The organism is Listeria ivanovii subsp. londoniensis, from assembly GCF_000763495.1.
Classification (GTDB): domain Bacteria; phylum Bacillota; class Bacilli; order Lactobacillales; family Listeriaceae; genus Listeria; species Listeria londoniensis.
Window position 1 is genome coordinate 2,364,673 of sequence record NZ_CP009576.1, and the last position, 25,822, is coordinate 2,390,494.

Below are 25,822 nucleotides of genomic sequence, written 5' to 3' on the forward strand. Positions count from 1 at the left end.
AGATTCCTTCTTATTTACGTTTTTATATAAAAACGTAAATAAGAAGGAATAATAATATGTATATATGAACTTATTTATGGTATTATATACTTAAAGTTAAGTTGGAGGTGCTTTTATGTCAGAAAAATACTATCCTTTAAAAACTATATTTCATCAAAATGAAGATGACTACAAACAAGAATTAGACTTGCGTAAAAATAGCTATGGTACGTATCTAACTAATCTTGAAATAACACCTATCGTTAATGGAACTTTTAACAGTCCAAAATTAAATTTATTTTTAGTAAATACTAAAAAGTTACAAAGTCTTTTGCAAGAAGCTCTAGCAAATAGCAAAGAGATTGAATTAAACAGCAGAAAATTACCTACACATGCATTACAACAATATTTCGATTCTTTACTTATCAATGAATTGCAAAGTACAAACGAAATCGAAGGCGTTCGTAGTACAAAAAAAGAAATTTCTGAGGCGATTGATGAACTTGGAGAAAATGGTAAGGGAATTAAAAATGCGAAAAGATTTATCGGTCTTGTAAAGCTTTATCAGTATGTAGATGATTATAGAGAAATCACGTCTGTCCAACAGTTTAGAGAAATTTATGATGAGTTAGTTGCTGATGAAGTTGAAGATGATTGTAAACTTGATGGCGAGATCTTTAGGAAAAATTTTGTAGGTGTTCAAAAAAATGGTGAGTTTACACATAAAGGGGTAGAACCAGAGACTAGAATAATCGACTATTTAAATAGACTAATCAATTTTTTGCAAAATGATCAAATGCCCGATTTATACAAATATATGGTAGCCCATTATTATTTTGAATATATTCATCCTTTTTATGATGGTAATGGTAGAACTGGCAGATATCTTATTTGTTCTTTAGTTAGAAAAAATTTAGATAGATTTTCTTCCATTACATTTTCATATATCATTAATCGACATAAGGACGAATACTATAAAGCCTTTGAGCAAGTATCTCACCCTTTTAACGCTGGAGAAATGACATTTTTTTGTGAACAGATGATTATATTTTTAATAGAAGGCCAAAAAAGAATTTTAAAAGATATGAACGAAAAGGAAACTAAGCTGAACATCATGTTAAATAACATTAAAAAATTGGAGCTTCAGCATACAGATTTAACTGAAACAGACTCCCACATCCTATTTATAATTACTCAGAGTTGGTTATTTAGCAGAAAATATAACAGAATAACCAATAATGATTTAATTAATATGGAAAGTTTTGGAAAAAGAAGAAGAGTAATGAACGCAACAAAAAAAATGGAAGAAAAAGGTTTCTTGCTTAAGATAAGTAGTCGTCCAATAAGATATACATTAAATAAACGTTTTGCATCAGAATTGTTAAATGAAATCTAATAAATTCACTATACATTTGCAGAATCATTCAAAAAAATCCACTCCAATGAAAGAGTGGATTTTTCTATTTATTTTTCTTCTAAAAACTCACTGATTAATTCGTATGTTTCGTCTGTTGCTTCGGAGTTTGTTGTCATATAACCATGTGGTACTTTTTCAAACCGTTTTACGAATACTTCTACGCCGGCATTTTTTAATTTTTCAGCATATGCTTCCCCTTGATCTCTTAGTGGATCAAATTCAGCTGTTGCTAAGAATGTTTTTGGAAGGCCAGCTAAATCTTTGCTACGAATAGGCGCAACAAGTGGATCATATTTACGATCAGTGGCGTTTGCCATATATAGTTTAAAGAATTTATCTAATGATTCTTTTGTTAATACATAACCTTCTGCAAATTCATCCATGGACGGATAAAGGACAGATGCGTCTCGGCTGAAAATATCTGTGGTTGGATAAAGCAAGATTTGTGCGGTGATGCTTGGTGCGCCTTTTGCTTTAGCGATTTGTGTCACTACGGTTGCTAAATTCGCTCCAACGCTATCTCCTGCAACGATGATGTCTGCGGATTTAGCACGCAAGCTTGTACGATGGCTTTGAACCCAAAGTAGCGCTGCATAAGCATCTTCTACTGCTGCCGGGAATGGATTTTCTGGAGCAAGGCGATAATCCACGGTTACTACACGAGCGCCAGTTGTTTGTACTAGTTTACGAGCAACTGCATCATGTGTTTGCAGTCCACCTAATACAAATCCACCACCGTGATAATAAACAATGATTTCGAATGGCCCTTCTTCTTTTGGAGTGTAAATTCGAATTGGGATTTTTCCGCCTGGTCCATCAATTTTTTTGTTTTCCACATCGCCAATTTCGATATCTTTAGCAGATGGTAAGGCTTTTGTTGCAAGTCTCATATATTTATATCGCGAATCTACATCGGATAATGGTGACGTGTTTTTCACAAATTCTTGTGATGCTTCATCTAAATTTTCAAGTACTTCTGGATTATACTCTTTTCTTCCAACCGCTTTTTTATAAATAAAGAAAACGACTAACAAAGGAAGTAGAATAATCCCCGCAAAACCAATAGCAATCCATTTTATTGTATTTTTCACACTTGCTCAACTCCTTCAATATAACTTCATTTACAAGTATAGCAGTTTTAGTAGCAGGAACCAATTTATTGCTATTTTAATCAAAGATTTTTTACCCCTCAATGTATTTTTTACTCATTTTTATGAATAATATAAAATAAAAAGGTTGATATATAATAATATCAGTGTTAATATAAATACAAATATTTGTATATTTATAAATGGAGGGTGTTTACAATGACAAAAGAAAAGATTGTATTAGCTTACTCAGGTGGATTAGATACTTCTGTTGCCATTCAATGGTTAGTAGAAGCTGGATATGAGGTAATCGCATGCTGTTTAGATGTTGGCGAAGGGAAAAATTTAGACTTTATTAAAGAAAAAGCCATTACCGTTGGAGCGAGCCAATCCTATACGATTGATGCAAAAGAAGAATTTGCGGAAGATTTCGCTTTAATTGCTCTTCAAGCACATGCCTATTATGAAGGGAAATACCCGCTTATTTCCGCACTAAGCCGGCCTCTTATTGCTAAGAAACTAGTAGAAGTAGCTCGAAAAGAGGGCGCGTCTGCCATCGCTCACGGTTGTACTGGTAAGGGAAATGACCAAGTTCGGTTTGAAGTAGCGATTCATGCCCTTGCGCCGGATTTAAAAGTTGTTTCTCCTGTTCGTGATTGGAAATGGTCGAGAGAAGAAGAAATTAATTATGCACAGGAACACAATATTCCCGTTCCAATTGATTTAGATAATCCTTTTTCTATTGACCAAAATCTTTGGGGTAGAAGTAATGAATGTGGCGTCCTAGAAAATCCGTGGACAACACCACCGGAAGCTGCTTACGACTTAACCGTTAGTTTAGAAGACGCACCAGATACAGCGGATATTATCGAAATCACTTTTGATGCTGGTATTCCAATTTCTTTAAATGGAGAAAACATGACTCTAGCTAACCTTATTTTGACATTAAATGAAATCGCTGGTAAACATGGCGTTGGTAGAATTGACCATATTGAAAACCGTCTAGTAGGTATTAAATCACGTGAAGTATATGAATGCCCCGCTGCAGTGACTTTAATCGCGGCACATAAAGAATTAGAAGACTTAACTTTTGTTCGTGAAATCGCCCACTTTAAGCCAATCATTGAACAAAAAATTAGCGAAACTATTTACAATGGCCTATGGTTCTCTCCTTTAACAGAAGCGCTAGTGGCATTCTTGAAATCTACCCAAAAATTTGTGAACGGCACCATTCGTATCAAACTATTTAAAGGACACGCTATTGTTGAAGGCAGAAAATCACCAAATTCCCTTTATGATGAAAACTTAGCTACTTATACCTCATCCGATACCTTTGACCAAGATGCAGCAGTTGGCTTCATTAAATTATGGGGGCTACCAACAAAAGTGAGCGCAGAAGTAAATTCTAAAACAACCATTACAACTGAGGTGTAAAAAATGGAAAAATTATGGGGCGGACGTTTTCAAGGAAAAAGCGAGACTTGGATAGATGAATTCGGTGCATCCATTTCTTTTGATCAAAAAATGGCGCAGGAAGATTTAATCGGTAGTTTGGCACATGTCGCAATGCTTTCAAAATGTGGAATTATTTCCAGTACAGAAGCAGAGGAAATTACTGTTGGCTTAAAAACTCTTCAAGTGAAGTTATCACAAGGAGAACTTGAATTTAGTACGACAAATGAAGATATTCATCTAAATATCGAAAAACTGTTGCACGATGAAATTGGTCCTGTTGCTGGAAAACTTCATACTGCTCGTAGCCGTAATGATCAAGTAGCAACTGATATGCATTTGTATTTAAAGCAAGGAGTGGCAGATATAATTACTTCTTTAAAACATTTGCGCATTGTTCTTATTAAAAAAGCGGAACGACATGTTGAAACGATCATGCCTGGTTATACTCATTTACAGCACGCCCAGCCGATTTCATTTGCACATCACCTGCTTGCTTACTTCGGCATGTTCACAAGAGATTTAGAGCGACTAGAAGAAAGTGTCAAACGGATTGATATCTCACCACTTGGTTCTGCAGCACTAGCAGGAACCACCTTTCCAATTGATCGGATGTATAGTGCCGAATTACTAGGATTCTCCAAAGTATATGAAAATAGTTTAGATGGTGTTAGCGATCGTGATTTTATTATTGAATTTCTTAGTAACAGTTCCATTTTAATGATGCATTTATCACGTTTTTGTGAAGAGTTAATACTTTGGACGAGCCACGAATTTCAGTTTGTTGAGTTAACAGACGCTTTTTCGACCGGTAGCTCGATTATGCCTCAAAAGAAAAACCCTGATATGGCAGAGTTGATTCGCGGAAAAACAGGGCGAGTTTATGGTAATCTTTTCGGTATGCTGACGGTTCTCAAAGGACTTCCGCTTGCTTATAATAAAGACTTACAAGAAGATAAAGAAGGCATGTTTGATACACTGGAAACTGTAAAAATAAGTCTAGATATTTTTTCAGGAATGATTGAAACAATGAAAATTAATACAGTCGTTATGGAAGAATCCACCCAAAAAGATTTTTCTAATGCAACTGAATTAGCTGATTACTTGGCGAAAAAAGGAGTTCCTTTTAGAGAAGCTCATGAAATCGTTGGAAAATTAGTTCTCGAATGTACACAAAATGGCATTTATTTGCAAGATGTGCCACTTTCATATTATCAAGAAATTAATCCACTAATTAAAGACGACATCTATCATGTACTCGCCTCCAAGACAGCCGTTCAAAAAAGAAATTCTTATGGTGGGACTGGATTTGATCAGATTCACATCGCGTTAGCTAATGCGAGAGATATTTTGTGAAAAATGGGACGCATTTCCTTATATGCGTTCCATTTTTTTGATGGATTTCTTGTTTATAGCTGAATTCTATTTGTCAAAGCACTAGTTTATTTGTTACTATAATAGGATGTTACCTTTTGGCTAACTTGGGGAAATACATACAGAGAAATAAAAAGGGAGTGATGCAATGAAAAAATTAACAACGGTATTTTGGGGAGCTAGCTTGTTAGTTGTGTTAGCTGTTTTATTCGGTGCTTTTTTACCAAATCAATTTGAAATGCTGACGTCAAATGTTCAACAATTTTTAACAAGTAATTTTGGTTGGTACTATTTAATCGTTGTAGCGGTTATTATTATTTTCTGCTTATTTTTAGTTTTAAGCCCAATTGGTTCCATTCGGCTTGGAAAACCTGGCGAAAAACCTGAATATAGCAACCTTTCTTGGTTTGCGATGCTGTTTAGTGCCGGGATGGGAATTGGATTAGTATTTTGGGGTGCTGCCGAACCATTATCTCATTACGCAGTTCAAGCTCCTGGTGGTGAGGTAGGTACACAAGCTGCGATGAAAGATGCTTTGCGCTATTCATTCTTTCACTGGGGTATATCAGCATGGGCAATTTATGCAATCGTTGCACTTGCACTAGCCTACTTTAAATTCAGAAAAAATGCCCCTGGTCTGATAAGTGCTACGCTTTATCCGATTTTAGGAAAACATGCAAAAGGTCCAATTGGTCAAATCATTGATATAGTTGCTGTTTTTGCAACGGTTATTGGAGTCGCGACCACACTTGGACTAGGTGCTCAACAAATTAATGGTGGTTTAACGTATTTATTCGGCGTACCTAATAATTTTAGTGTCCAACTAACGATTATCGTAGTCGTCACTATTTTATTCTTACTTTCTGCAATGTCTGGGCTGGATAAAGGAATTCAACTCTTAAGTAATGTAAATATTTATGTTGCTGGTGTCTTACTTATCTTAACGCTTATTCTAGGACCAACTCTGTTCATTATGAATAACTTTACCAATTCATTTGGTGATTACTTACAAAATATTATTCAAATGAGTTTCCAAACTGCGCCTGATGCTCCAAATGCTCGTGCTTGGATTGACTCTTGGACGATTTTTTACTGGGCTTGGTGGCTATCTTGGTCTCCGTTTGTTGGTATTTTTATCGCCAGAATTTCTCGTGGTCGAAGTATTCGCCAATTTTTACTTGGTGTAATAGTACTTCCTTCCCTAGTCAGTATATTCTGGTTTGCTGTTTTTGGAGGTTCTGCTATTTTTGTTGAACAACATGCAAACAGTGGTCTTTCCAATCTCGCAACGGAGCAAGTACTATTTGGCGTATTTAACGAACTTCCAGGTGGGATGATTCTATCAATTGTAGCGATGATTTTGATTGCAGTATTCTTTATTACTTCTGCTGACTCAGCCACATTTGTACTTGGCATGCAAACAACTGGCGGTTCACTGAATCCACCCAACTCAGTGAAAGTAACATGGGGACTCTTACAAGCCGGAATTGCCAGTGTTTTACTTTATGCTGGTGGATTGACTGCCTTGCAAAATGCCTCAATTATTGCCGCATTTCCGTTTTCGATTGTTATTATCTTAATGATTGTTTCGCTCTTTGTATCCCTTACTCGAGAACGAGAGAAATTAGGACTTTACGTAAGACCAAAGAAATCACAACGGTCACAACTATAAACTAAAAAAGGGATGTAACGCTATTATTCAGTGTTACATCCTTTTTTATTACCCTTATTTCTGCTTATCGGCAATTATTTCTCGGTAACTCCTTGTTTTTCTAGGATACTTTTTCCGAAAGAAATGTTGCGAGATGATTGCTAACACAAGGGCTATTGCGGTAATAGCAATAGAACTTCGAAATATACCCGTGATTAATAATAAAGCACTTATAAATAAGGTTGCATTAAAAAGGAATTTTTCCATTTGTTACTCCTCCAAATTATAATTTAATTCTCCGTCATGTACTAATTTTTTTATATTTAATGCATCAAACACCATCGCTTTTTCAGCAATATACGCATTATATTCAATCCGTTCTAACATATCGTAAGCTTTATGCAAAGTGGATTCTAATACGACAATTCCGTGTTTATTAAGTAAGCTAGCACTTGGAACAGCATTTTTTCCTAATTCAATGACATGTTTTCGAACGATTTCTGCTAGTTCTGGACTTGTAGCTGGAGCAAAGGTTAGTGTGGGGATTTGTCCTATTTTTTGCGTTGCTTCTGTTAAATTCGGGAGTTCCATACCTAGTGTTGCAAATAACATGGACTCTTTGGGATGCGCATGAAGAACACAACCAATATCGGGATTTTCTACATAACAAGCACGATGTAAATTAATTTCGCGCGTGATTCTACCGTCTCCTTCTACCACTTCATTATTATTATCCACGACTAAAATCTCATATGGTGACAGGTCACAAAGCCGTGCTTGACTCATTAAGGTTGGCGTCATAATAATGTGCTCTTTATTCATACGTACGCTGACATTTCCACCCGCTGCATTCGTTTCAAAGCGGTCAAACATGGTCTTCACTATTTTCGCTAAATCTTCACGTTCTTTTTGGTACAACATATTATCTCTCCTCTAATTGTATAATACTTACTTGATTTTTTAATTGTCCAGCTGCTTCTAAATCAAAACTCGAACTATCGAGCTGCATCACTTTACTAGCTGAACAGCCTGTCGCTACTTTTAATGTCTCCATAATTGGCATATTCATCGCCAGTCCAGCAATAAAAGCTCCGACAAAAACATCTCCTGCTCCCGTATCGTTTCGTTCTTTTACAACCGGTGGAATAGCTTGATATAATTTGCCATTATGCGCGCAAATCGAACCTTTTCCTCCAAGCGAAACGACTAAATAAGGAATTTCAAGAGCAAGCGAGCGAATGTTTTCTTCGAGTGATTCCGTCTTTTCTGCCAAAATAGCCACCACTTCCTCTTCATTTGGTTTAATAAAATCAACACCCAATTGAACAGCAAGTTTTAAGTAATCACCGGAACTATCACAAGCTAAAAAGGCTCCTGTGTTTTTAACGGTTTCTAGTAGTTCTTTAAAATCAGATAATGTATAATGAGGAGGCGGAGATCCAGCAATCACCACCATATCCTCTTTTTTAACTTTTTTAGCGATTTGTTTTAAAAGATTCGTTTTGTTGGTTTGACTTACGGAAAAACCAGCTTCCGGTATCATTGTGCTGCCATTTGTGTCATCACTAAGGACGATGAAGCATTCTCTTGTCGAAGTTCCAGCTTCCACAAGAAAATCATGGTTAATGTGCTTTTCTTCTAGAATCGCATATAGTTGGTCAAGATTGTTTGATCCCGCAATTCCAAGTGCTTCATTTTTAATACCAAATTTGGCTAACACTCCTGAAACATGTAGCCCCTTTCCCCCACAATCAAAAGTGGTTCTTATGACCCGATTCGTCTTCCTTTTTTCTAACTCACCGTGAATGAAAAGTAATCGATCAATCGCTGGATTTAATGTTATTGTATAAATCATCTCATCACTCCTGCTTATTAAGAGCTCGCTTTTTCTAGCTCAATTGTTCGTTTTTTCATCATTTTTACATAAAATACTAGTAATAGTACCCAAATTGCGACAAAAATGAAACCAAGAATCGTAAACTTGCTTGCCTCTGCAAAGATATAACGGAAGATTGGATACTCCAGCGTGCTCCAGGTAATTTCTTGCCCCGCTTTAAGTGAAATTGCTCCAGTTGAATGCGCCAAATCGGTAATTGTTCCGGCAAAAAAAGTCGATACATATAAGAAAATCGGTGTAGTAATGACACCTAGAATAATCATCCGCATTAAGTTTCCACCAGTCACAATTAAAGCTGGTGCGCATAAGGAAATATTCAGGATTCCGGCGAATGGAAGTACCCCGTTTCCTGGCAAAATAAGCGCAAAGATAAGTGTGACAGGAACCATCACGACAACGGCAACCCAAACCTCACTACACCCTGCTAAAATTGGCCAATCTAAACCGATAAAAAGTTCACGGTTTTTAAATTTACGTTTCATAAATTCGGATATACCATCAGAAAGTGGCGACAATGCTTGCATAAACAATTTCGCCACCATTGGGAAAAGGGTAAGTGCCGCAGCTGCCTGCATTGCTAACATCAACGTTTTAGCCACATCATAACCAGCAGCAATACCTAGAAGACCACCGATAATAAAGCCCATCACGTGGTTTTCTGCAAAAATCCCAATTTTATCTTTTAACGCGTTTGCATCCATGTCTTTGCGAAGTACTGGAATTTTCTTAAGTAGCCAATCAATCGGCATTAAGAAAATACAGAAAATCATCATTCCGTGTGAAACAGTGACACCTGGAATCCCGTTCAACTCTTGAATTTGGCGTTGGTTCGCATCACAAAGGATTAATTCTGTCACAATCTGAATTCCCGCGACAATAAAGGCTAGGTACACATTATGTGTGACACCAATAATTAATACCGCTGTCAAAATTTTCCCCCAAACATTCCATAAATCGACATTCAAGGTTTTCGTCTTATTAATAATGAGCATGATAGCATTAATCCCTAGCTGTAACGGGAACATCAAGAAGGCGAATGGCCATGCCCAAGCAAGTGTCGCCATTGATGTCCAACCACCATCTAAAATACTTAAATTAATTCCAGTTCTTTCCGCAAGGCCCTGTGCTGCCGGGGTTAAAGCTTCAATCATAAAGCCAATAACAATATTCATTCCAAGGAAAGCAACCCCCAGAATAATTCCTGCACTTACCGCGTCTTTCACTTTCATCCGTACAATGAGTCCAATAATAATCATTAACGCTGGAACAAAAACAGCCGCTCCAAGATTCAAAATAAATTGTATGACTGATTGTAATGACTCCATTTTTCCACGCTCCCTTTTCTGGCTTGTTTATTTTAAAGCATTAATTAGTTTTTCTGTTTCTTCTTCCATTCCCATACCTGTTAAAAAGGCAATACCATTCAGTGTTGGAATATCATATTCTTTATTGGCTTTAGTGATTGCGACATAAACTTCACTTGTTCGAACGTGTTGATCGAGTGACTTAATATCAACAGCTTCCACAGTTGCACGAACTCCTTTTTCTTTTAAAATCCGTTCTACTTTTGATGCGACTGTTTGACTTGTTGCTACTCCAGAACCACATGCTACGATAACTTTTTTCACTGTAATCACTCTCCAAATTGTTTTTTTAGAAACGTACATAATGAGGCACTTTCATTGATTTCTTTCAGTTGTTCCACAAACGCTGCTTCCATGAATTTCTCCATGATACTTGAAAGCAGTGGAACTTGATCTTTTGGTTGTTTGATTCCAAGCATAAAAATGACTTCCACATCAATCCATTTCTCGCTTGATCCCATCTGGATAAATGGAATTGGTGTAGAAAGCTTATTTACCAGTACAAAAGGACGTTTGACATAAATCGTATCTGTATGAGGAATAGCCATTTTAATTCCATTCATCTCTAGTCCAGTAGGAAAAACGACTTCTCGGCTTGTTACCGCTTCTTTAAAAGTTGCTTCTACATACTGTTCTTTTTCTAAAATCTTGCTAGTGCATTCAAAAAGTTCTGCCTGATTTTGGTAAGTAGAATTTATCAGGGTTAATTCTTTTTGAAACAAATCATGGTAATCCACGTACCGCTCACCCCCTTTCAAGGATTTCAACAATGTTATTTTTGTTAGTAGAAACTAAAATTTCTGCTAATTTAGCTGGTTGTAAAAAAACTTCATTTAGTTTTAGTAACAATGGAATATGTTTATTTTGTTCGGATGGCGCGAGTGCAATCATCATTTTGACAAGCTGATTATTAGGTGTTTTTGTAGCTGTTTTAAGAATCATTAGTTGAATATCTTGTTTTTTTGCACCACTGATGGGTTTAGCATGTGGCAAATAAATATTCGGACCAATCATCATTTGCTCATAATTTTGATAGAATATTTCTTCACATGTGTTGATGTAACAGGAATCCACCGTTCCTCTTTCCAGCATTGGTGCGAACGCCGCTTGAACTAAATTTTCCCACTCGGAGGTGCTCTCTAAAAAATGAATTTGGTCTGCACCCATTTGCAGTTCTTTTGACTCTTCCTTCTCAGTTGGTAATTCTTTTTTATTAAAAAATGATTCTACTTTAGCTTGAACTAAGCGAATATTTTCTTCGGGAATTTCATCTTTTAGCATCGCGAGAAGTTCTTTTGTTTTTTTATGGCTGTCCATTTCAATCGCTTTATCAACTTGTTCTCTTAGTATTTGGCGGCTGTCTTTACTTAGGATGGACGGAATAACAAAAATCGTTGCGTTACTTTGAACAGGAACGGTGGTAAAAATAAAATCGACATCTCTAGCAACTGTATTTAACTGCCTGACCGCATAAGCTCCTTGAAAATCGATATTTGGAAACATCATTTTTAAGTTTTCAAGTAATAATTTAGAAATCGAAGTGCCGCTTTTACAAAGTACTACTGCTCGGAAAATGGGGTGCTTGGTTTCTTCAATTTGATACATCCAGCCAAGCACAATCATCGAGAGGTAGACAATTTCTTCCTCTGACCAAATATGTCCGACCAACTTTTCGAACGGTTTCGATGCCTTTGCTACAATATTAAATGTTGGGGTGTATTCTTTAATAAATTGCTTTTTTAGTGGATTGTTAATTTGGAAACCTAGGATTGTTCGATAAATTGCTGGCCGGACATGTAAAATCACTTTTTCTTTAAACTCATTTTTTTTAACAATTTCAATAGCAAAGTACATTTCAAGCAAACGAATAAATTCATCTACCGCATAGGAAATTTCTTCACTGTCTGAGAAATGAAGCGCCGATTCGACTAGATTAGATGCAAGGACTTGCAAAGATAAGTAAAGCAAATCATTTTCGCTTAAAAAGTCATAACCCCAGAACATTTCTTTCATAATTGGGAATTCGCGGGTGTTTTTAATGTCATACATCTCAATTTTAAAAGTCCACTTCTTTGTCGTAACTTTGGAGCGTTTGATGATTCCGTGGAGAATATAAGGTAATTCTTCCATTTGCTCATCTGTAAAAGTAATTTGGAGCTTACTTTCTACTTTCTCCAATCGTTTTCTCAATAAAAATACTTCATTTACAGTAATTAACTTTTTTTCATCCAGTACAAACTTTCCGTATGGCGTCTGGATAACTTCGCGAATTAGTTCTGCAAGTAAATTACGAATCAAAAATTCTGAACCCGTAACCGCATAACCATCTTTTCGCGAATAATCTAATTGGATTTCAAATTCATGTAAGTTTTCTTTAATACTCCTTACATCGGTTAACATCGTATTTTTACTTACATAAACATACTCTGCCAGTGCTCCTAGAGACATATAATGATTATGCAGTAATAATTTAATCATAATCAGTTTGCGACGGATATTAACTTCATAAAAAGAAAATAACTGTTGCTCTTCAGCAGTTAACAACCGGTAACAAGCTTCCCTACAGGCATCGGTAACAAAAATCATGTCATGGTCAATCAAAATTGGTTCTGACTTTAGTAGATGGTTTATTTGTGTAATCTGTGTGCTAATCGCTTCTTTTGATACTTTGAAATTTTTGGACACATTTTTTAGATTCACTTGTCGATTTAAGAGCAGATAAGTAATTAATTCCTTACAATTCTGTTCCATCTACTTTCCCCTCCCTTAATTTAATAGTAAATGATAACCCTTACATAAAAATGCTTATTCATCACAACTTATCTTTTGGCAGAAAGAATTATTGTGATGAGTTATTTTTCAAGGTTACTTTTTATTATAGATTAGAAGAATTTTAGGGAACAGATGAAAAAGGTCACTTAAACAACAAAAAACCCCAAAAATATTTTTTAGGGTCTACTGTTTTTCCAGTATAATTCTTTTTATAATTTGTGCAACCTCGGTGGCTTCTCGTTCACTCAACCTGGCAAAAGTAATTCGTATCATTGGTTCTTTTACACCAAATAGAAATCCTGGCATAATAAGTAAATTGTTATTTGCAAAAACATCAAAATCACGAATTGAGCGGAACTCCACCGGTAATTTTACCCACAAATGAAAACCACCTTCTGGCTTATTGTAAATCAGTTTATTAGGTAAGGTTTCTTCCAGTGCAGCGACTAAATAGCTCCTACGCTCTAATAAAATTTGCTGTAATTGTTTTAAGTGAGCATCGTATCCGACTGTATTTAAAACTGCATTTGCTAACACTTGCGGGAAAATACTCAATCCAAAGTCCATTTCATTTCTAGCGAGCGCAAGCCGTTCTATTACTGCAGCTGGTCCAATTAGCCAACCAATCCTCGTCGTTGATCCCATAATTTTTGAAAGCGAACCAATATATAAAACATTATCCGCATCTAGTTGTTTGAGTGGCACAGGAATAGTTGCATCTAAGGCAGCAAGCTCTGAAAATGGATCATCTTCTACAATCGGTATTTGCAAATGAGCGCAGACTTTCACCAGTTCCTTTCTTCGCTGTAAACTCATTACTAGTCCTGTTGGATTTTGGAAGGTTGGATTTACAAAAACCATTTTCACACGATGTTTATGATATAACTCTTTTAATTCTGAAATAACAACGCCCTCCGCATCCATTGGCAAAGCAAAAATTCTTAATCCCGCTGATTGAAATAAGGATAAGGAATAAAAGTAAGAAGGCGACTCAATCGCAACTGCATCACCAGGTTTTAATAAGCATTGTGTAATCAAAAACAAGGCTTGCTGGGCACCAGATGTTACCAAAATTTGTTCTGATCTAGTTTTTAAACCGTACGAAGTTTTCATTTGTTGTTCAATCGTTACTCGAAGTGGCTGATATCCTGCTGCATCCTCTAGCTGTTCTTCTGCAATAAATGACTGCCAAGAAAGGCTTGGTGTTTCTAATTTTGGTGTCATTTCTAGTGGGAGTTCCCCAGTTGCCGCATCAATTACTTTAGCCGAAAGATCCTTTTCCATTATTCCAGCTTGTCGCGCATAAGGAACACTTGGCGTAAAACCACCTTGCGTTAAATAGTGGCGCCAATTGGTAGACTGCCCCGCAAAAAGCCCCCATTTTTCAGCGTTAACGATTGTACCACTTCCTTGCTTTCTAACGATGACAGCTCGAGCGGTTAATTCATCCAGTGCACGCACAACCGTAGACCGGTTCACGCCAAGGATAGCAGCAAGTTTTCTTTCGGGTGGTAATTTTTCTTCAGGTAAAAGCTCCCCGTTCATAATTTTTGTTTCAATTAAATCAACTATTTGTAAATAAATCGGTAATTTTGAATCAGTAGTTAGGCGCCACATTCGTTTTTATTCCTCCCACTAAAATTGGATGGAGAAAATAACATCCAATTGGCCGTTTGTAAGAAATGGCTTTTAGCTTATCATAATAATCAGGTAATTTCAATTAAGTTGATGGAGGTTGTTCCTATGGAGAAAAAAGTTGGTACAGATAGAGTAAAACGCGGAATGGCGCAAATGCAAAAAGGCGGCGTCATTATGGATGTTGTTAATGCAGAACAAGCAAAAATTGCCGAAGCTGCTGGTGCAGTTGCAGTTATGGCACTTGAACGTGTTCCTTCCGATATCCGTGCGGCGGGTGGAGTAGCTCGTATGGCAGATCCTCGCATAGTAGAAGATGTCATGAATGCTGTTTCCATTCCTGTTATGGCAAAAGCGCGAATTGGTCATATTACGGAAGCTCGTGCTTTAGAAGCAATGGGTGTTGATTATATCGATGAAAGTGAAGTATTAACTCCTGCTGATGATGAATTTCATTTGTTAAAATCAGATTTTACTGTTCCATTCGTATGTGGTTGCCGTGATATCGGGGAAGCATTGCGTCGAATTGGTGAAGGAGCTGCGATGCTTCGTACTAAAGGGGAACCTGGAACTGGCAATATCGTGGAAGCTGTCCGTCATATGCGCCAAGTAAACAGCCAAATCCGTCAAATTGCTAGTATGACAGATGATGAATTAATGGTTGCAGCAAAGAATTTCGGTGCTCCTTATGAATTAATCAAAGAAATTAAAACACTTGGTAAACTTCCAGTTGTTAATTTTGCTGCTGGTGGAATCGCTACTCCGGCTGACGCAGCGTTAATGATGGAACTAGGAGCTGATGGCGTTTTCGTAGGTTCTGGTATTTTCAAATCCGATAATCCAGCTAAATTTGCCAATGCGATTGTCCAAGCAACGACTTATTATACGGATTATGAATTAATCGGCAAACTTTCGAAAGAGTTAGGTTCGCCGATGAAAGGAATCGAAATGTCCCGCCTTAATCCAGAAGATCGCATGCAAGATCGGAGTTTTTAATATGAAAACAATCGGTGTTCTTGCAATTCAAGGAGCTGTTGATGAACATGTGCGCATGATTAAATCTGCTGGTGCTATTCCTACAAAAGTAAAGCACGCAAGCGATTTTGCTAAACTTGATGGTCTTATTTTACCTGGTGGAGAAAGTACGACGATGCGCAAAATAATGAAGCATTACGACTTAATGGAACCTGTCAGAGCATTTGCGAAAGATGGGAAAGCAATTTTTGGTACTTGTGCTGGACTTGTTCTTTTATCCAAAGAAATTGAGAGTGGCGAAGAGAGTTTAGGCCTTATTGATGCAACTGCTGTCCGTAATGGCTTTGGACGGCAGAAAGAAAGCTTTGAAGTTGAGTTACCTGTTGAAGTATTTGGATCAACTTCTTTTGAAGCAGTATTCATCCGTGCTCCTTATTTAACAGCCCCAAGCAAAAATGTCACTGTGCTAGCAACGATGGATGATAGGATTGTAGCAGCAAGACAAGATAAAATATTAGTAACAGCCTTCCATCCTGAATTAACAGATGATAATCGCTGGATGCGTTACTTTTTAGAAAAAATCGTATAAAAAAACAGTAGACTCACGCGAGTCTACTGTTTTTTGCTAATTATTTGTTTACTGCTTGAGCGGCAGTAATTAGTGTTAAATTATAAACATCGTCTGTATTACAGCCACGAGACAAGTCATTAACCGGCGCATTTAAACCTTGTAAAATCGGGCCAACTGCTTCAAAATTACCTAAACGTTGCGCAATTTTATAGCCAATATTTCCTGCTTCTAAACTCGGGAAGATGAATACATTCGCGTCCCCTTTAATAACAGAACCTGGTGCTTTTTTCTCAGCAACAGTAGGAACAAATGCTGCATCAAATTGGAATTCGCCATCAAGTGTAAGTTCTGGCGCTTTTTCTTTTGCAAGTGCAGTTGCTTCTACAACTTTTTCTGTCTCATCGGATTTTGCAGAGCCTTTTGTTGAGAAACTTAACATAGCAACACGTGGATCAATACCGAAGATTGCCGCCGTTTCCGCACTAACAATGGCATTCTCAGCTAAGTCTGCTGCAACTGGTGCGATATTGATTGCTACATCACTGAATAAGTAGCGTTCTTCCCCACGAACCATAATCATTGCCCCAGCCACTTTACTTACGCCTGGTTTTGTTTTAATAATTTGTAGTGCTGGACGAACTGTGTCGCCTGTAGAATGAGCCGCACCACTTACTAATCCTTCTGCTTTACCTGTGTATACAAGCATAGTTCCAAAATAGTTTGGATCTGCAAGCATTTTACGAGCAGCTTCTTCGGTTGCTTTACCTTTACGGCGTTCCACAAATGCAGCCACTAATTCATCAAAAAGTGGATCAGTTGCAGGTTCATGAATAGCGATTCCTTCAACAGAAACACCAATTTCTTTCGCTACTGCTTCTACTTCGCTTTTATTTCCAAGTAAAATCGGTGTAACAATGTTTTCTTTTTTTAGTCGTGCAGCTGCTCCAACGATACGTTCATCCGTACCTTCTGGAAGTACAATGCGCACGTTTTTCCCAGTAACTTGTCCTTTAATCGTAGTAAATAAATCACTCATGTGTTATTTTCCTCCATTAATATAAAATGTTATAGATACTATTTTACTATAAAAACAAGCAACTTGATAGGTAAAAACCGATTAAAAACAGCTCTGGCACTTATTTCCGTGTATCAATACAGACGTAAAAAGGCATGACATTAAGACAAAAGAGCTATCCCTTGTTAGGAAATTTTTTTGCTGTTATACCCTACTATTTTGGTGTATAGCAAATTAAATTGAAAAAAAGCTTCATATTAAATTGCATTCGTGATAAAATGAACATAGTTGATAATGATTATCATATTCATTACATATTTTAAAAGGAGGCCTGTTTGATTATGCAATTAAATGAAACTTCCATTGGTGATAAAGTTCGAATTTCCGAGTTAAAACTTGAAAATTCGATGCTTAAACGTCGCCTACTCGCGCTTGGTTGCGATGAGGGTTGTGAAATTTGTATCAAACAAAAAGGATTATTTGGCGGACCGTATACGTTTGAAACAAAAGGACAATATATTAGTATCAGGCAATGCGATGCTTGTGCCATTGTGGTGGAACGCAGATGAGTCAAAATACGTTTTGTTTACTAGGAAATCCAAATACAGGAAAAACATCTCTATTTAATGCACTAACTGGCTCTTATGAATATGTTGGAAACTGGAGCGGAGTAACGGTTGAAAAAAAAGTTGGAACCTTGCGTTCGAAAACGGGTAAACTAATTGATTTACCAGGGGTTTATGATTTAAATCCGATTTCCCGAGACGAGACAGTTGTTACACGTTTTTTATTAGAAGAAAAATTTGATTGTATGTTAAATATTGTCGATTCTTCGCAAATTGAGCGAAACTTAAATTTAACGATTCAATTGCTTGAGTTTGGTGCCCCTGTTGTTATGGGACTAAATATGATTGATGTCGCAGCAGGTCGAGGCATTCATTTAAACATTCAAAATCTCGCTAAAAAACTCCGGATTCCGATTTTACCAGTCGTTGCTAGATCTGGCAAAGGAACCGATGATATTTTAACGACATTGTCCGAAAAACACGTCGCACCAGCGATTCCACTAGTTTTACCGTACGGGCAACAAGCTGAAAAAGCCATTAGCGACATTCAAAATTTAACAAAAGATTTAATCCCTGCAAAACAGTCTCGGTGGCTGGCTGTACAATTTCTTTCAAAAAATGAAGTTACGGAAGAATTCTTAGCGACTAATTATGCTTTTGAACAACTTGTTTCCATTCGAAGTGAGCTCGAGGAAGCGCTTGATGACAAACTAGAAAATCATTTTCACCAAGTTCGTGTTACTTATATTCAAGATATTTGTTTGACTTCCGTTGAATACACACGCACTTCTGATATCCCGCTATCTGACAAACTAGATAAAATTTTCACGCATAAATGGTTAGGAATCCCCATTTTCTTAGGGATTATGTGGTTGATTTTCCAAATAACCTTTACTTGGGTTGGCGCCCCGCTGTCTGACTTACTTGACGGCTTTATCGGCGGCACGTTTACTGACTTTGTAACATCGTTTTTAAATACCATTGGTGCATCTGGTTTTATTATTGACTTGATTGCGGATGGAATTATCGCTGGTGTTGGTGGCGTTCTCGTTTTTGTTCCGCAAATTTTAGTCATCTTTTTCTTCATATCTGTCCTAGAAGATTCCGGTTATATGGCGCGAATTGCCGTTGTGATGGACCGTGTCATGGAAATATTTGGTCTTAACGGAAAAGCATTTATCCCAATGATTATTGGTTTTGGTTGTAACGTTCCTGGAATTATGGCAGCAAGATCCATTGAGGAATCCAAAGAACGTATGCTCACGATTCTTGTTTCTCCTTTTATGTCATGTTCGGCACGCCTTCCAGTATATGCACTTTTCGTCGGCGTATTCTTTGAGCAGTATCAAGCGCTGGTCGTTCTTTCACTTTATGTCATTGGTATTTTAATGGCGCTAATCGTCACTAAGATTCTTTCTAAAACACTGCTTAAAAAAGATAATTCCGTATTCGTCGTGGAGCTACCACCTTACCGTCTCCCTTCACTAAGAACATTATGGCGTAGCACTTGGGAAAAAGGAAAAGGATTTTTACGCAAAGCAGGAACATTTATTTTTGCCGGTTCGGTGATTATTTGGTTACTCAATTATGCTGGTCCTTCTGGTTTTGGCGTTCCGATGGGAGAAAGTTTCTTAGCAATTATCGGCGGTGTCCTTGCACCACTACTCGTTCCACTTGGTTTTGGAACTTGGCAAGCTGGGGCAACACTGATTCCCGGATTTTTAGCAAAAGAAGTCGTTGTTTCCACGATGGCAATTATTTATGCAGTTGGGGAAAGCTCGATGGGGAGTGTGGTTAGTACGTTCTATACCCCGCTATCCGCTTACTGCTTTATGTTATTTATTCTTTTATACATTCCTTGTCTGGCAACGGTCGCTGCAATTCGAAAAGAAACTAGTTCGTGGAAATGGACTGCCTTCTCTGTCGCCTATCCACTTGTAACAGCATATGTACTTGTATTTCTTGTCTATCAAATTGGTAGTTTGTTCATTTAAGGAGGATATTTTAAATGAGTATTATCGTTAACTTATTGCTCGGTGGCGCCATTTTCGGCTATACCATTTATGCGATTATAAAATTTGTAAAACGTAGTAAAGAAGGCAAATGTGGCGGCTGCGAGTTGGAAAAAGCTTGTAACTGCGAATCTGAAGAACATACTAATTTGGATCATATATTTAAATGAAAAAGAAGAGCTGAATGGATTTCATTTGGCTCTTCTTTTTCATTTAGGCTTAATCATCACTTCGACAATTTCATATGGATTTCCTAACCGCGGAAAGGCTTTTTGGTGAAAACTTCCGGCTCCTAAACCTGCGGATATAATCATCGTTTTTCCGTCTTTCGTATGTTCACCGTATACAAATTCAGGTAATATAAACCGTTGTGGTCCTGGCGCAATCGCTCCAATATTAGTAAAAGGAATCCGAACAATCCCACCGTGTGTATGGCCACTTAATGTTAAATCAAAGTCATTTGCCACATAAAGCTCAAAATAATCTGGCATATGCGAAAGTAGTACTTGATAGTATTTAAAATTTTGTTGTTCTTTCAATTTTGCCAATCCTTCTTCATAATAAGGATAATCATACGTCAAATTTGCACTACTCCGTAAACCAGACATTTGAAATTTTTGCCCGTCTACATCAATGGTCACAGTTTTATCTTCTAAATTAGTGACGCCAGCTTCTTCTAAAAACCGCTTATAGTCATCTTCGTACGCATCTTTAATATCGTATTCATGATTCCCTGGTGAAAAATAAACAGGAGCTATTGTTGTTAATTGCTTCACTAATGACTTTGGAATACTATCACCTTGCTCATCAAAGAGATCTCCGGTAATCGCAATTACATCTGGCTTCAATTCTTCCACCTTTGCTACAAGTTTACTATTATTTTCACCAAACTCACTAAAATGCAAATCAGATAATTGTACCAGCTTTATTTCTTTTTCGATTTTAGTGGATGTAACATCATATTGCTTTACAGTCAACCGCGTTCCAGCAAACCACCCCACAACAAGTAAGGCAATCATCACACCCAATATAATAACCAACTTTATCTTCCTCGTCATTTTTTCACCTCTACGTTGCTGTTTCGATTTATTTTTATTGACTTTCATTTTTTAAATGCCCCTATCAAACACAATTACTTTCATTATAACCCACATTAAGTTGTGACTCAAAATGAACAAAATTTGAAGCAAGTATTAAAACCTTTTAGAGTTAACCTTTTTGGGGAATCCGCTTTATGTGAAGCTAGGTGTAAAAAACATCGGATTGACATAAGCTTAATATAGTATATAATAAAATTATAAATACTTATAAAAAATATAAAAAAACTTAAAATAGATTATAATAGGTGGAGATATTATGAACCAAAAAGAAAGAATACTTGAAGAACTGAAGTTGCTAGAGAGCCAGAAAACTATTTCTCAGGAAGAACTCATGCGCATTTTTTCTATTTCAAAAGATACAGCTCGACGTGATATTGTAAAACTAGTTGAAAGTGGGTTGGCAGAACGCTATCCAGGTGGGGTGTCACGACCAATTTTAAAACCACAAATAGAAAGCTATACAAGTAGGTTAGTTCTACAGAGTAAACAAAAACAGGGAATCGCTTATGCAGCTGGTAAATTAATAAAAAATCATATGACAATCTATTTAGATGTTTCAACCACAGTTAATTTTTTGGCTTCAGACCTTGAGCAAAATGATTTAGTAGTAGTGACTAATTCTATGGATAACGCAATATCCGCATCTCAAAATGAAAATAATAAAGTATACTTGCTCGGCGGTTTTTTCCACTTCCATTCGCACGTGCTATCCGGTGAGCCCGTTTTAGATCAACTCAAACAATTTAATTTTGATTTTGCTTTTATTGGAGGGACAGGAATAACGGAAGCAGGTGTCTTTTACTCAGAACTTACAGATGTTTACATGAAACAAGAGATTATCAGAAATTCCGAAAAAGTATACTTATTAATGGATACTACCAAAGTTAATAAAAAGACTGCATTTAAAATTGATTTTTCTGGAATTGATGGCGTAATAACAGATGGGCCGTTACCAAAAAATTTAATGCAGCACCTTATTTCTAAAGAAGTGGAAGTTATATCATTGAAAGGATAGTGAAAGTAATGGCAATGATCAAAAACGTGAAAGTTTATCAGAAAAATGACGTAATGGATGTAACTGTTATTATAGAAAAAAATATAATAAAAGAAGTTTTACCGAGCGATAAATTTGCTCCTGAAAATTATTCAGAAGAGCAAATTTTTGATGGAAAGGGCCAACTGCTGATTCCAGGAATGATTGACGTTCATATTCATGGAGCTAATAATTACAATATGATGGATGGTTCAACAGAAAGCATTCAAGCCGTTTCTATGGCATGTGCAGAAACAGGATGTACTAGCTTTTTAGTTACATCGGTTAGTTCCTCTTTGGAAGACTTGATTCAAATGATTAAGCAAACAAAAAAAGTGATTGGAAAAGAGAAAGGCGCAAAAATTGCAGGAATTCATTTGGAAGGCCCCTACCTTAATATAGAAAAAAAAGGTATGCAAAACCCAGCATATTTAAGGCATCCTGATTTAAATGAAATGATACAAATTTTTGATGAAGCAGACGGTTTGATTAAAATGGTAACTATTGCTCCGGAATTGCCTGGTGGTATTGAACTAATTGAATTCTTGAAAAAAAGAGATGTCGTTGTTGCAATTGCGCACTCCAATGCAACTTATGAAGAGGCACAGAATGCTTTTGAAAAAGGGGCAAGCCACATTACTCACTGCTTCAATGCAATGCCGACAATCCATCATAGATCACCAGGACTCGTTACAGCAGCTTTGGAAAACGATTCGATTAGTGTTCAAACAATTGTAGACGGCGTACACCTTCACCCTGGAATTGTGCGTCTCATTCATAAAATTAAAGGACCAGATAAAGTCGTTCTTACTACTGACGCCCTTCAAGCTATGGGAGTTGGCGATGGCGCGTATATTTTTGGTGGTCATCAAGTAACTGTCAAGGAAGGAATAGCACGCTTAGAAGACGGAACCTTAGCTTCAAGTACCGTGACGATGAATAAATCTTTACGGTTAAGTACGGAGTTTGGTATTAACTTGCAAGATTCTATTCAAATGGCAACAAGTACGCCAGCAACTATTTTAGGAATGGAAAATTTGGGCCAAATTGAAGAAGGTTATATGGCTGACTTAGTTTTACTTGATAACAAATTTGAGGTTCTATGTACATGGATTAATGGTGAAAAATACTGAACCAATATGACTATCAGAGGAGTGGATTATAAAACATGTCATTTTTTAAACACGAAGGAATTGGCTTTAACTATGAAATACAAGGAGAGGGCATACCACTTTTGTTTCTTCATGGATTAGGTGATAATTTAGAATTTGCTTTTGAAACATTTAATAAAGACGAAAAAATTCAATTAATTTCAATGGATCAAAGAGGTCATGGGAAAAGCGGACATGACTCTAAAAAACTTAGCTACGATAGATTGGCAAGTGATGCTTTAGCGTTAATGGATTATTTAGGGATACAGCATTTTTATGTCGGTGGATTATCTATGGGCGCTGGTGTTGCATTGAATTTAGCAGTTCATGAGACAAATAGAGTGTCGGGGTTGATATTACTTAGGAGTTCTGCGACAGATGAGCCGATGAAAAAAGAAGTGATAGAATGGTTTAGAACAGTAAGTAACTATTTGCCGAAAAAAAACGGAAAACAGTTATTTGAACAGGATCCGATATTTCAATCTATAAAAGATACCTACCCTAAAGCAATTGATACTTTTGAGCGATATTTTGAAGATGAGGCCTCTGTTCATTACTATAAAAAATTTATTGATATACCTAAAGATAGTCCGATAAAAAACAAAAGTGAACTAACTAATTTAACCATTCCAGTCCTTATACTTTCCAATAAGCATGATGTGATTCATCCGATTGAATATAGTTTGTTTTATGAACGATATATTGAAAATTCCAGTTATTTTGAGCTCACACCTAAGACAGTTGATGCAGAGAAACATAAATTGGAAATAGATACCTATATTAAAACCTTTATTATAGGTATCCAAAAAACGGTGTATAAAAGTTAGTATAGCCGTGCGCAAAACTATATTTTAGTTGTACTCTCATAAAGAAATGAATAAGCAGAAATATTCTATATCCCACTTTAGAAATGGCTTTATACAATGATTTCTGCTTGTATTTTATTTTACAGGAGGATTAGAAACTATCGCTGTAATTTTGCCAGTTATTGCCCAAGTTTTCACTTCATTTGGTAAAATAAAATGGTCACCTTTTTTTATAGTTTGGTCTTTACCATCAATTGTAAGCACTGCTTCTCCATCTAAAATACTTACTAATGTGTACGGCGCTTTGGCTGTAAATTCAGCCGTACCATCCACTTCCCACTTGAAGACACTAAAGAAATCATTGGAAACAAAAGTGGTTTCTGTCAAACCGCCACGTGTTTCGGTTTGGATATCTAGTTTCACATCCACATGGGGAGCAGTTGTTACGTCGATTGCTTTATCTAAGTGCAATTCGCGCAAGTTTCCTTCTGCATCTTTACGATCATAATCATACACGCGATAAGTTGTATCAGAACTTTGTTGCGTTTCAAGCACTAAAGTTCCAGTACCCAGTGCATGAATCGTACCGCTTGGAACATAATAGAATTCGCCAGGTTTGATTGCTACTTTGCGAAGTAATTTGTCCCATTCACCATTTTTCGCCCAACTAGCAAATTCTTCCTTGCTAGCTGCTTTATGTCCATAAATCAATTCTGCGCCCGGAGCACAGTCAATGATATACCAGCATTCTGTTTTACCTAATTCGCCATTTTCGTGTGTTTTCGCATACTGGTCATTTGGATGTACTTGAACCGAAAGATCGGTATTTGCATCTAAAATCTTCGTTAAAAGTGGAAAAACAGCTTCTTTCGGATTTCCAAAAAGTGCTGGATTTTCTTTCCATAACTCTGCTAACGTTTTCCCTTTAAATTCGCCATTTTTAACTACAGAAGGACCATTTGGATGCGCGGAAATCGCCCAATCTTCTCCAGTAGTATCAGACGGAATATCATAACCAAAGTAATCATGTAATTTCGTTCCACCCCAAATTCGATCTTGGAAAACAGGGTTTAAAAATAGTGCTTCTGTCATTATCAACTTACCTCCATTCCAGCTTTTCTGCTGGGTTTTGTCTCTTAAAAGTATATACTACTAACCGGGAAGATGCTAGTTATTTCCCGCCTAAAAAGCCTCTTTCTTTTATTTGTTCTGTTAAATTTGGATAGTAAGGTTTATCATAAAATTTCGCTAGTCGTTCAGTATAAGAAACAAAACCTTCTCGTTCTGAAAATGGAATAATTTCTTTATCATAAGCTTCTAGTAAAGACCTCACATCCGTTTGATAAGTTTCCTCAAAATATACAGCTTCTTTGGGTAATCTTGGTTTGACTGGTACTTCAACATCTGGTACTCCAATACAAAGTCCGACTACAGGCATGACAAACTCCGGTAAACCTAGAAATTCAGAGGTAGCAGTAATATTCCTCCTTAATCCCCCAATACAAATCGTACCGTAGTCAAGTGATTCTGCTGCTGTCAACGCATTTTGCATGCTAAGGCCAATATCTGTCGCAGCAACCATAAGCAAATCTTCTTCGCCTGAAATAGCAAAACTTTTCTTATGCATCTCACTTGCCAATTTCACTCGGTAGAAGTCTGCCACGAAGCAAAGAAATACAGAACATTCCGCTATGTAGGCTTGGTTACCACATAGTTCTGCGATTTTATTTTTGCGAGCTTGGTCTTTAATCGCAATAATCGAATAATGTTGACCATTAATCCACGACGGAGCACTTTGAGCAGCACGAATAATTGCAGCTAATTTTTCTTCAGGTATGGTTACTCCTTGTTTATACTTGCGAAAAGAGCGATGCTTTCTAAGCAAAGTTAAAACATCATTCATATTTATGCCTCCCATTTTTTATTTCGTTAATTAAAGTATAGCTTGTTTTAAAGCAATTGTT

The 25,822-nt window shown here is 36.8% G+C and carries 25 protein-coding genes; 12 read left to right on the forward strand and 13 right to left on the reverse strand.

Features of this window, described 5'->3' with window-relative positions; translation table 11 throughout:
- Positions 1-115: 115 nt before the first annotated feature.
- Complete coding sequence (locus JL53_RS11590) at positions 116-1,375, forward strand: Fic family protein (protein WP_038407698.1); 1,260 nt, start codon at positions 116-118, stop codon at positions 1,373-1,375.
- A 68-nt stretch (positions 1,376-1,443) separates the two neighbouring features.
- Here the strand turns inward: JL53_RS11590 and JL53_RS11595 are convergent, their stop codons facing one another.
- Positions 1,444-2,487: an alpha/beta hydrolase gene (locus JL53_RS11595; protein WP_003720462.1), complete on the reverse strand. Its 1,044-nt coding sequence runs from the start codon at positions 2,485-2,487 to the stop codon at positions 1,444-1,446.
- Positions 2,488-2,703: 216 nt separating this feature from the next.
- Here JL53_RS11595 and JL53_RS11600 point away from each other — a divergent pair, with 216 nt between their 5' ends.
- The 3 genes from JL53_RS11600 (at position 2,704) to JL53_RS11610 (ending at position 6,982) form a co-directional block, all read left to right on the forward strand.
- Positions 2,704-3,918, forward strand: coding sequence for an argininosuccinate synthase (locus JL53_RS11600; protein WP_038407699.1), 1,215 nt, complete (start codon positions 2,704-2,706; stop codon positions 3,916-3,918).
- 3 nt (positions 3,919-3,921) lie between these two features.
- Positions 3,922-5,292, forward strand: coding sequence for an argininosuccinate lyase (argH, locus tag JL53_RS11605; protein WP_003720464.1), 1,371 nt, complete (start codon positions 3,922-3,924; stop codon positions 5,290-5,292).
- Positions 5,293-5,458: 166 nt separating this feature from the next.
- Positions 5,459-6,982 (forward strand): glycine betaine uptake BCCT transporter, encoded by a 1,524-nt coding sequence (locus JL53_RS11610; protein WP_038407700.1) that lies wholly within the window; start codon positions 5,459-5,461, stop codon positions 6,980-6,982.
- A gap of 54 nt (positions 6,983-7,036) precedes the next feature.
- Here JL53_RS11610 and JL53_RS11615 read toward each other — a convergent pair whose 3' ends face one another.
- From JL53_RS11615 to JL53_RS11650, 8 genes are all read right to left on the reverse strand, one after another.
- The gene (locus JL53_RS11615) at positions 7,037-7,228 is read right to left on the reverse strand and encodes a hypothetical protein (RefSeq protein ID WP_003720466.1); all 192 of its coding nucleotides are present in this window, start codon (positions 7,226-7,228) and stop codon (positions 7,037-7,039) included.
- 3 nt (positions 7,229-7,231) lie between these two features.
- Positions 7,232-7,882, reverse strand: a complete 651-nt coding sequence (locus tag JL53_RS11620; protein WP_038407701.1) for a class II aldolase/adducin family protein — start codon at positions 7,880-7,882, stop codon at positions 7,232-7,234.
- 1 nt (position 7,883) lies between these two features.
- Entirely contained in the window at positions 7,884-8,816 is a 933-nt protein-coding gene (locus JL53_RS11625; RefSeq protein WP_003720468.1) for a 1-phosphofructokinase, read from the reverse strand.
- Between the two features lie 17 nt (positions 8,817-8,833).
- On the reverse strand, positions 8,834-10,183 hold the full coding sequence (locus tag JL53_RS11630; protein ID WP_003720469.1) for a PTS galactitol transporter subunit IIC: 1,350 nt from the start codon (positions 10,181-10,183) through the stop codon (positions 8,834-8,836).
- Positions 10,184-10,210: 27 nt separating this feature from the next.
- Positions 10,211-10,486, reverse strand: a complete 276-nt coding sequence (locus JL53_RS11635; protein ID WP_038407702.1) for a PTS sugar transporter subunit IIB — start codon at positions 10,484-10,486, stop codon at positions 10,211-10,213.
- A 5-nt stretch (positions 10,487-10,491) separates the two neighbouring features.
- Positions 10,492-10,959, reverse strand: a complete 468-nt coding sequence (locus JL53_RS11640; protein WP_038407703.1) for a PTS sugar transporter subunit IIA — start codon at positions 10,957-10,959, stop codon at positions 10,492-10,494.
- 7 nt (positions 10,960-10,966) lie between these two features.
- Positions 10,967-12,973: a BglG family transcription antiterminator gene (locus JL53_RS11645; protein ID WP_038407704.1), complete on the reverse strand. Its 2,007-nt coding sequence runs from the start codon at positions 12,971-12,973 to the stop codon at positions 10,967-10,969.
- Between the two features lie 204 nt (positions 12,974-13,177).
- Complete coding sequence (locus tag JL53_RS11650; RefSeq protein WP_038407705.1) at positions 13,178-14,611, reverse strand: aminotransferase-like domain-containing protein; 1,434 nt, start codon at positions 14,609-14,611, stop codon at positions 13,178-13,180.
- Positions 14,612-14,737: 126 nt separating this feature from the next.
- On the opposite strand from JL53_RS11650, the gene pdxS reads away from it, so the two are divergent.
- Both pdxS and pdxT read left to right on the forward strand, forming a co-directional pair.
- Positions 14,738-15,625, forward strand: a complete 888-nt coding sequence (gene pdxS / locus JL53_RS11655) for a pyridoxal 5'-phosphate synthase lyase subunit PdxS (protein ID WP_038407706.1) — start codon at positions 14,738-14,740, stop codon at positions 15,623-15,625.
- A gap of 1 nt (position 15,626) precedes the next feature.
- On the forward strand, positions 15,627-16,193 hold the full coding sequence (gene pdxT, locus JL53_RS11660; RefSeq protein ID WP_038407707.1) for a pyridoxal 5'-phosphate synthase glutaminase subunit PdxT: 567 nt from the start codon (positions 15,627-15,629) through the stop codon (positions 16,191-16,193).
- A gap of 40 nt (positions 16,194-16,233) precedes the next feature.
- On the opposite strand, the gene pta is transcribed toward pdxT, so the two are convergent.
- Positions 16,234-17,211 carry a phosphate acetyltransferase gene (gene pta, locus JL53_RS11665; protein WP_003753273.1) on the reverse strand — a complete coding sequence of 326 codons (978 nt, stop codon included), beginning with the start codon at positions 17,209-17,211 and terminating at the stop codon, positions 16,234-16,236.
- Between the two features lie 320 nt (positions 17,212-17,531).
- Between pta and JL53_RS11670 the strand changes: the two genes are divergently transcribed.
- Genes JL53_RS11670 through JL53_RS11680 form a run of 3 tightly spaced genes read left to right on the forward strand, consistent with a single transcriptional unit; the run spans position 17,532 to position 19,938 of the window.
- Positions 17,532-17,759 carry a FeoA family protein gene (locus JL53_RS11670; RefSeq protein ID WP_003720478.1) on the forward strand — a complete coding sequence of 76 codons (228 nt, stop codon included), beginning with the start codon at positions 17,532-17,534 and terminating at the stop codon, positions 17,757-17,759.
- The gene (gene feoB / locus JL53_RS11675; protein ID WP_038407708.1) at positions 17,756-19,750 is read left to right on the forward strand and encodes a ferrous iron transport protein B; all 1,995 of its coding nucleotides are present in this window, start codon (positions 17,756-17,758) and stop codon (positions 19,748-19,750) included. The genes JL53_RS11670 and feoB overlap by 4 nt, the downstream gene beginning before the upstream one ends.
- A 14-nt stretch (positions 19,751-19,764) precedes the next feature.
- A complete protein-coding gene (locus tag JL53_RS11680) occupies positions 19,765-19,938 on the forward strand; it encodes a FeoB-associated Cys-rich membrane protein (protein WP_003748959.1) in 174 nt (57 codons plus the stop codon).
- 39 nt (positions 19,939-19,977) lie between these two features.
- On the opposite strand, the gene JL53_RS11685 is transcribed toward JL53_RS11680, so the two are convergent.
- The gene (locus tag JL53_RS11685) at positions 19,978-20,826 is read right to left on the reverse strand and encodes a metallophosphoesterase (RefSeq protein ID WP_038408248.1); all 849 of its coding nucleotides are present in this window, start codon (positions 20,824-20,826) and stop codon (positions 19,978-19,980) included.
- 298 nt (positions 20,827-21,124) lie between these two features.
- Between JL53_RS11685 and JL53_RS11690 the strand changes: the two genes are divergently transcribed.
- From JL53_RS11690 to JL53_RS11700, 3 genes are read left to right on the forward strand one after another with little or no spacing between them, the layout of a single operon-like run.
- Positions 21,125-21,883, forward strand: a complete 759-nt coding sequence (locus tag JL53_RS11690) for a DeoR/GlpR family DNA-binding transcription regulator (protein WP_038407709.1) — start codon at positions 21,125-21,127, stop codon at positions 21,881-21,883.
- Positions 21,884-21,891: 8 nt separating this feature from the next.
- Positions 21,892-23,034 (forward strand): N-acetylglucosamine-6-phosphate deacetylase, encoded by a 1,143-nt coding sequence (gene nagA / locus JL53_RS11695; RefSeq protein WP_038407710.1) that lies wholly within the window; start codon positions 21,892-21,894, stop codon positions 23,032-23,034.
- A gap of 35 nt (positions 23,035-23,069) precedes the next feature.
- Complete coding sequence (locus tag JL53_RS11700) at positions 23,070-23,879, forward strand: alpha/beta fold hydrolase (RefSeq protein ID WP_038407711.1); 810 nt, start codon at positions 23,070-23,072, stop codon at positions 23,877-23,879.
- Positions 23,880-23,993: 114 nt separating this feature from the next.
- Here the strand turns inward: JL53_RS11700 and manA are convergent, their stop codons facing one another.
- Positions 23,994-24,950: a mannose-6-phosphate isomerase, class I gene (gene manA / locus JL53_RS11705; RefSeq protein WP_038407712.1), complete on the reverse strand. Its 957-nt coding sequence runs from the start codon at positions 24,948-24,950 to the stop codon at positions 23,994-23,996.
- 79 nt (positions 24,951-25,029) lie between these two features.
- Positions 25,030-25,761 (reverse strand): NADPH-dependent oxidoreductase, encoded by a 732-nt coding sequence (locus JL53_RS11710; RefSeq protein ID WP_038407713.1) that lies wholly within the window; start codon positions 25,759-25,761, stop codon positions 25,030-25,032.
- Between the last annotated feature and the right edge of the window lie 61 nt (positions 25,762-25,822).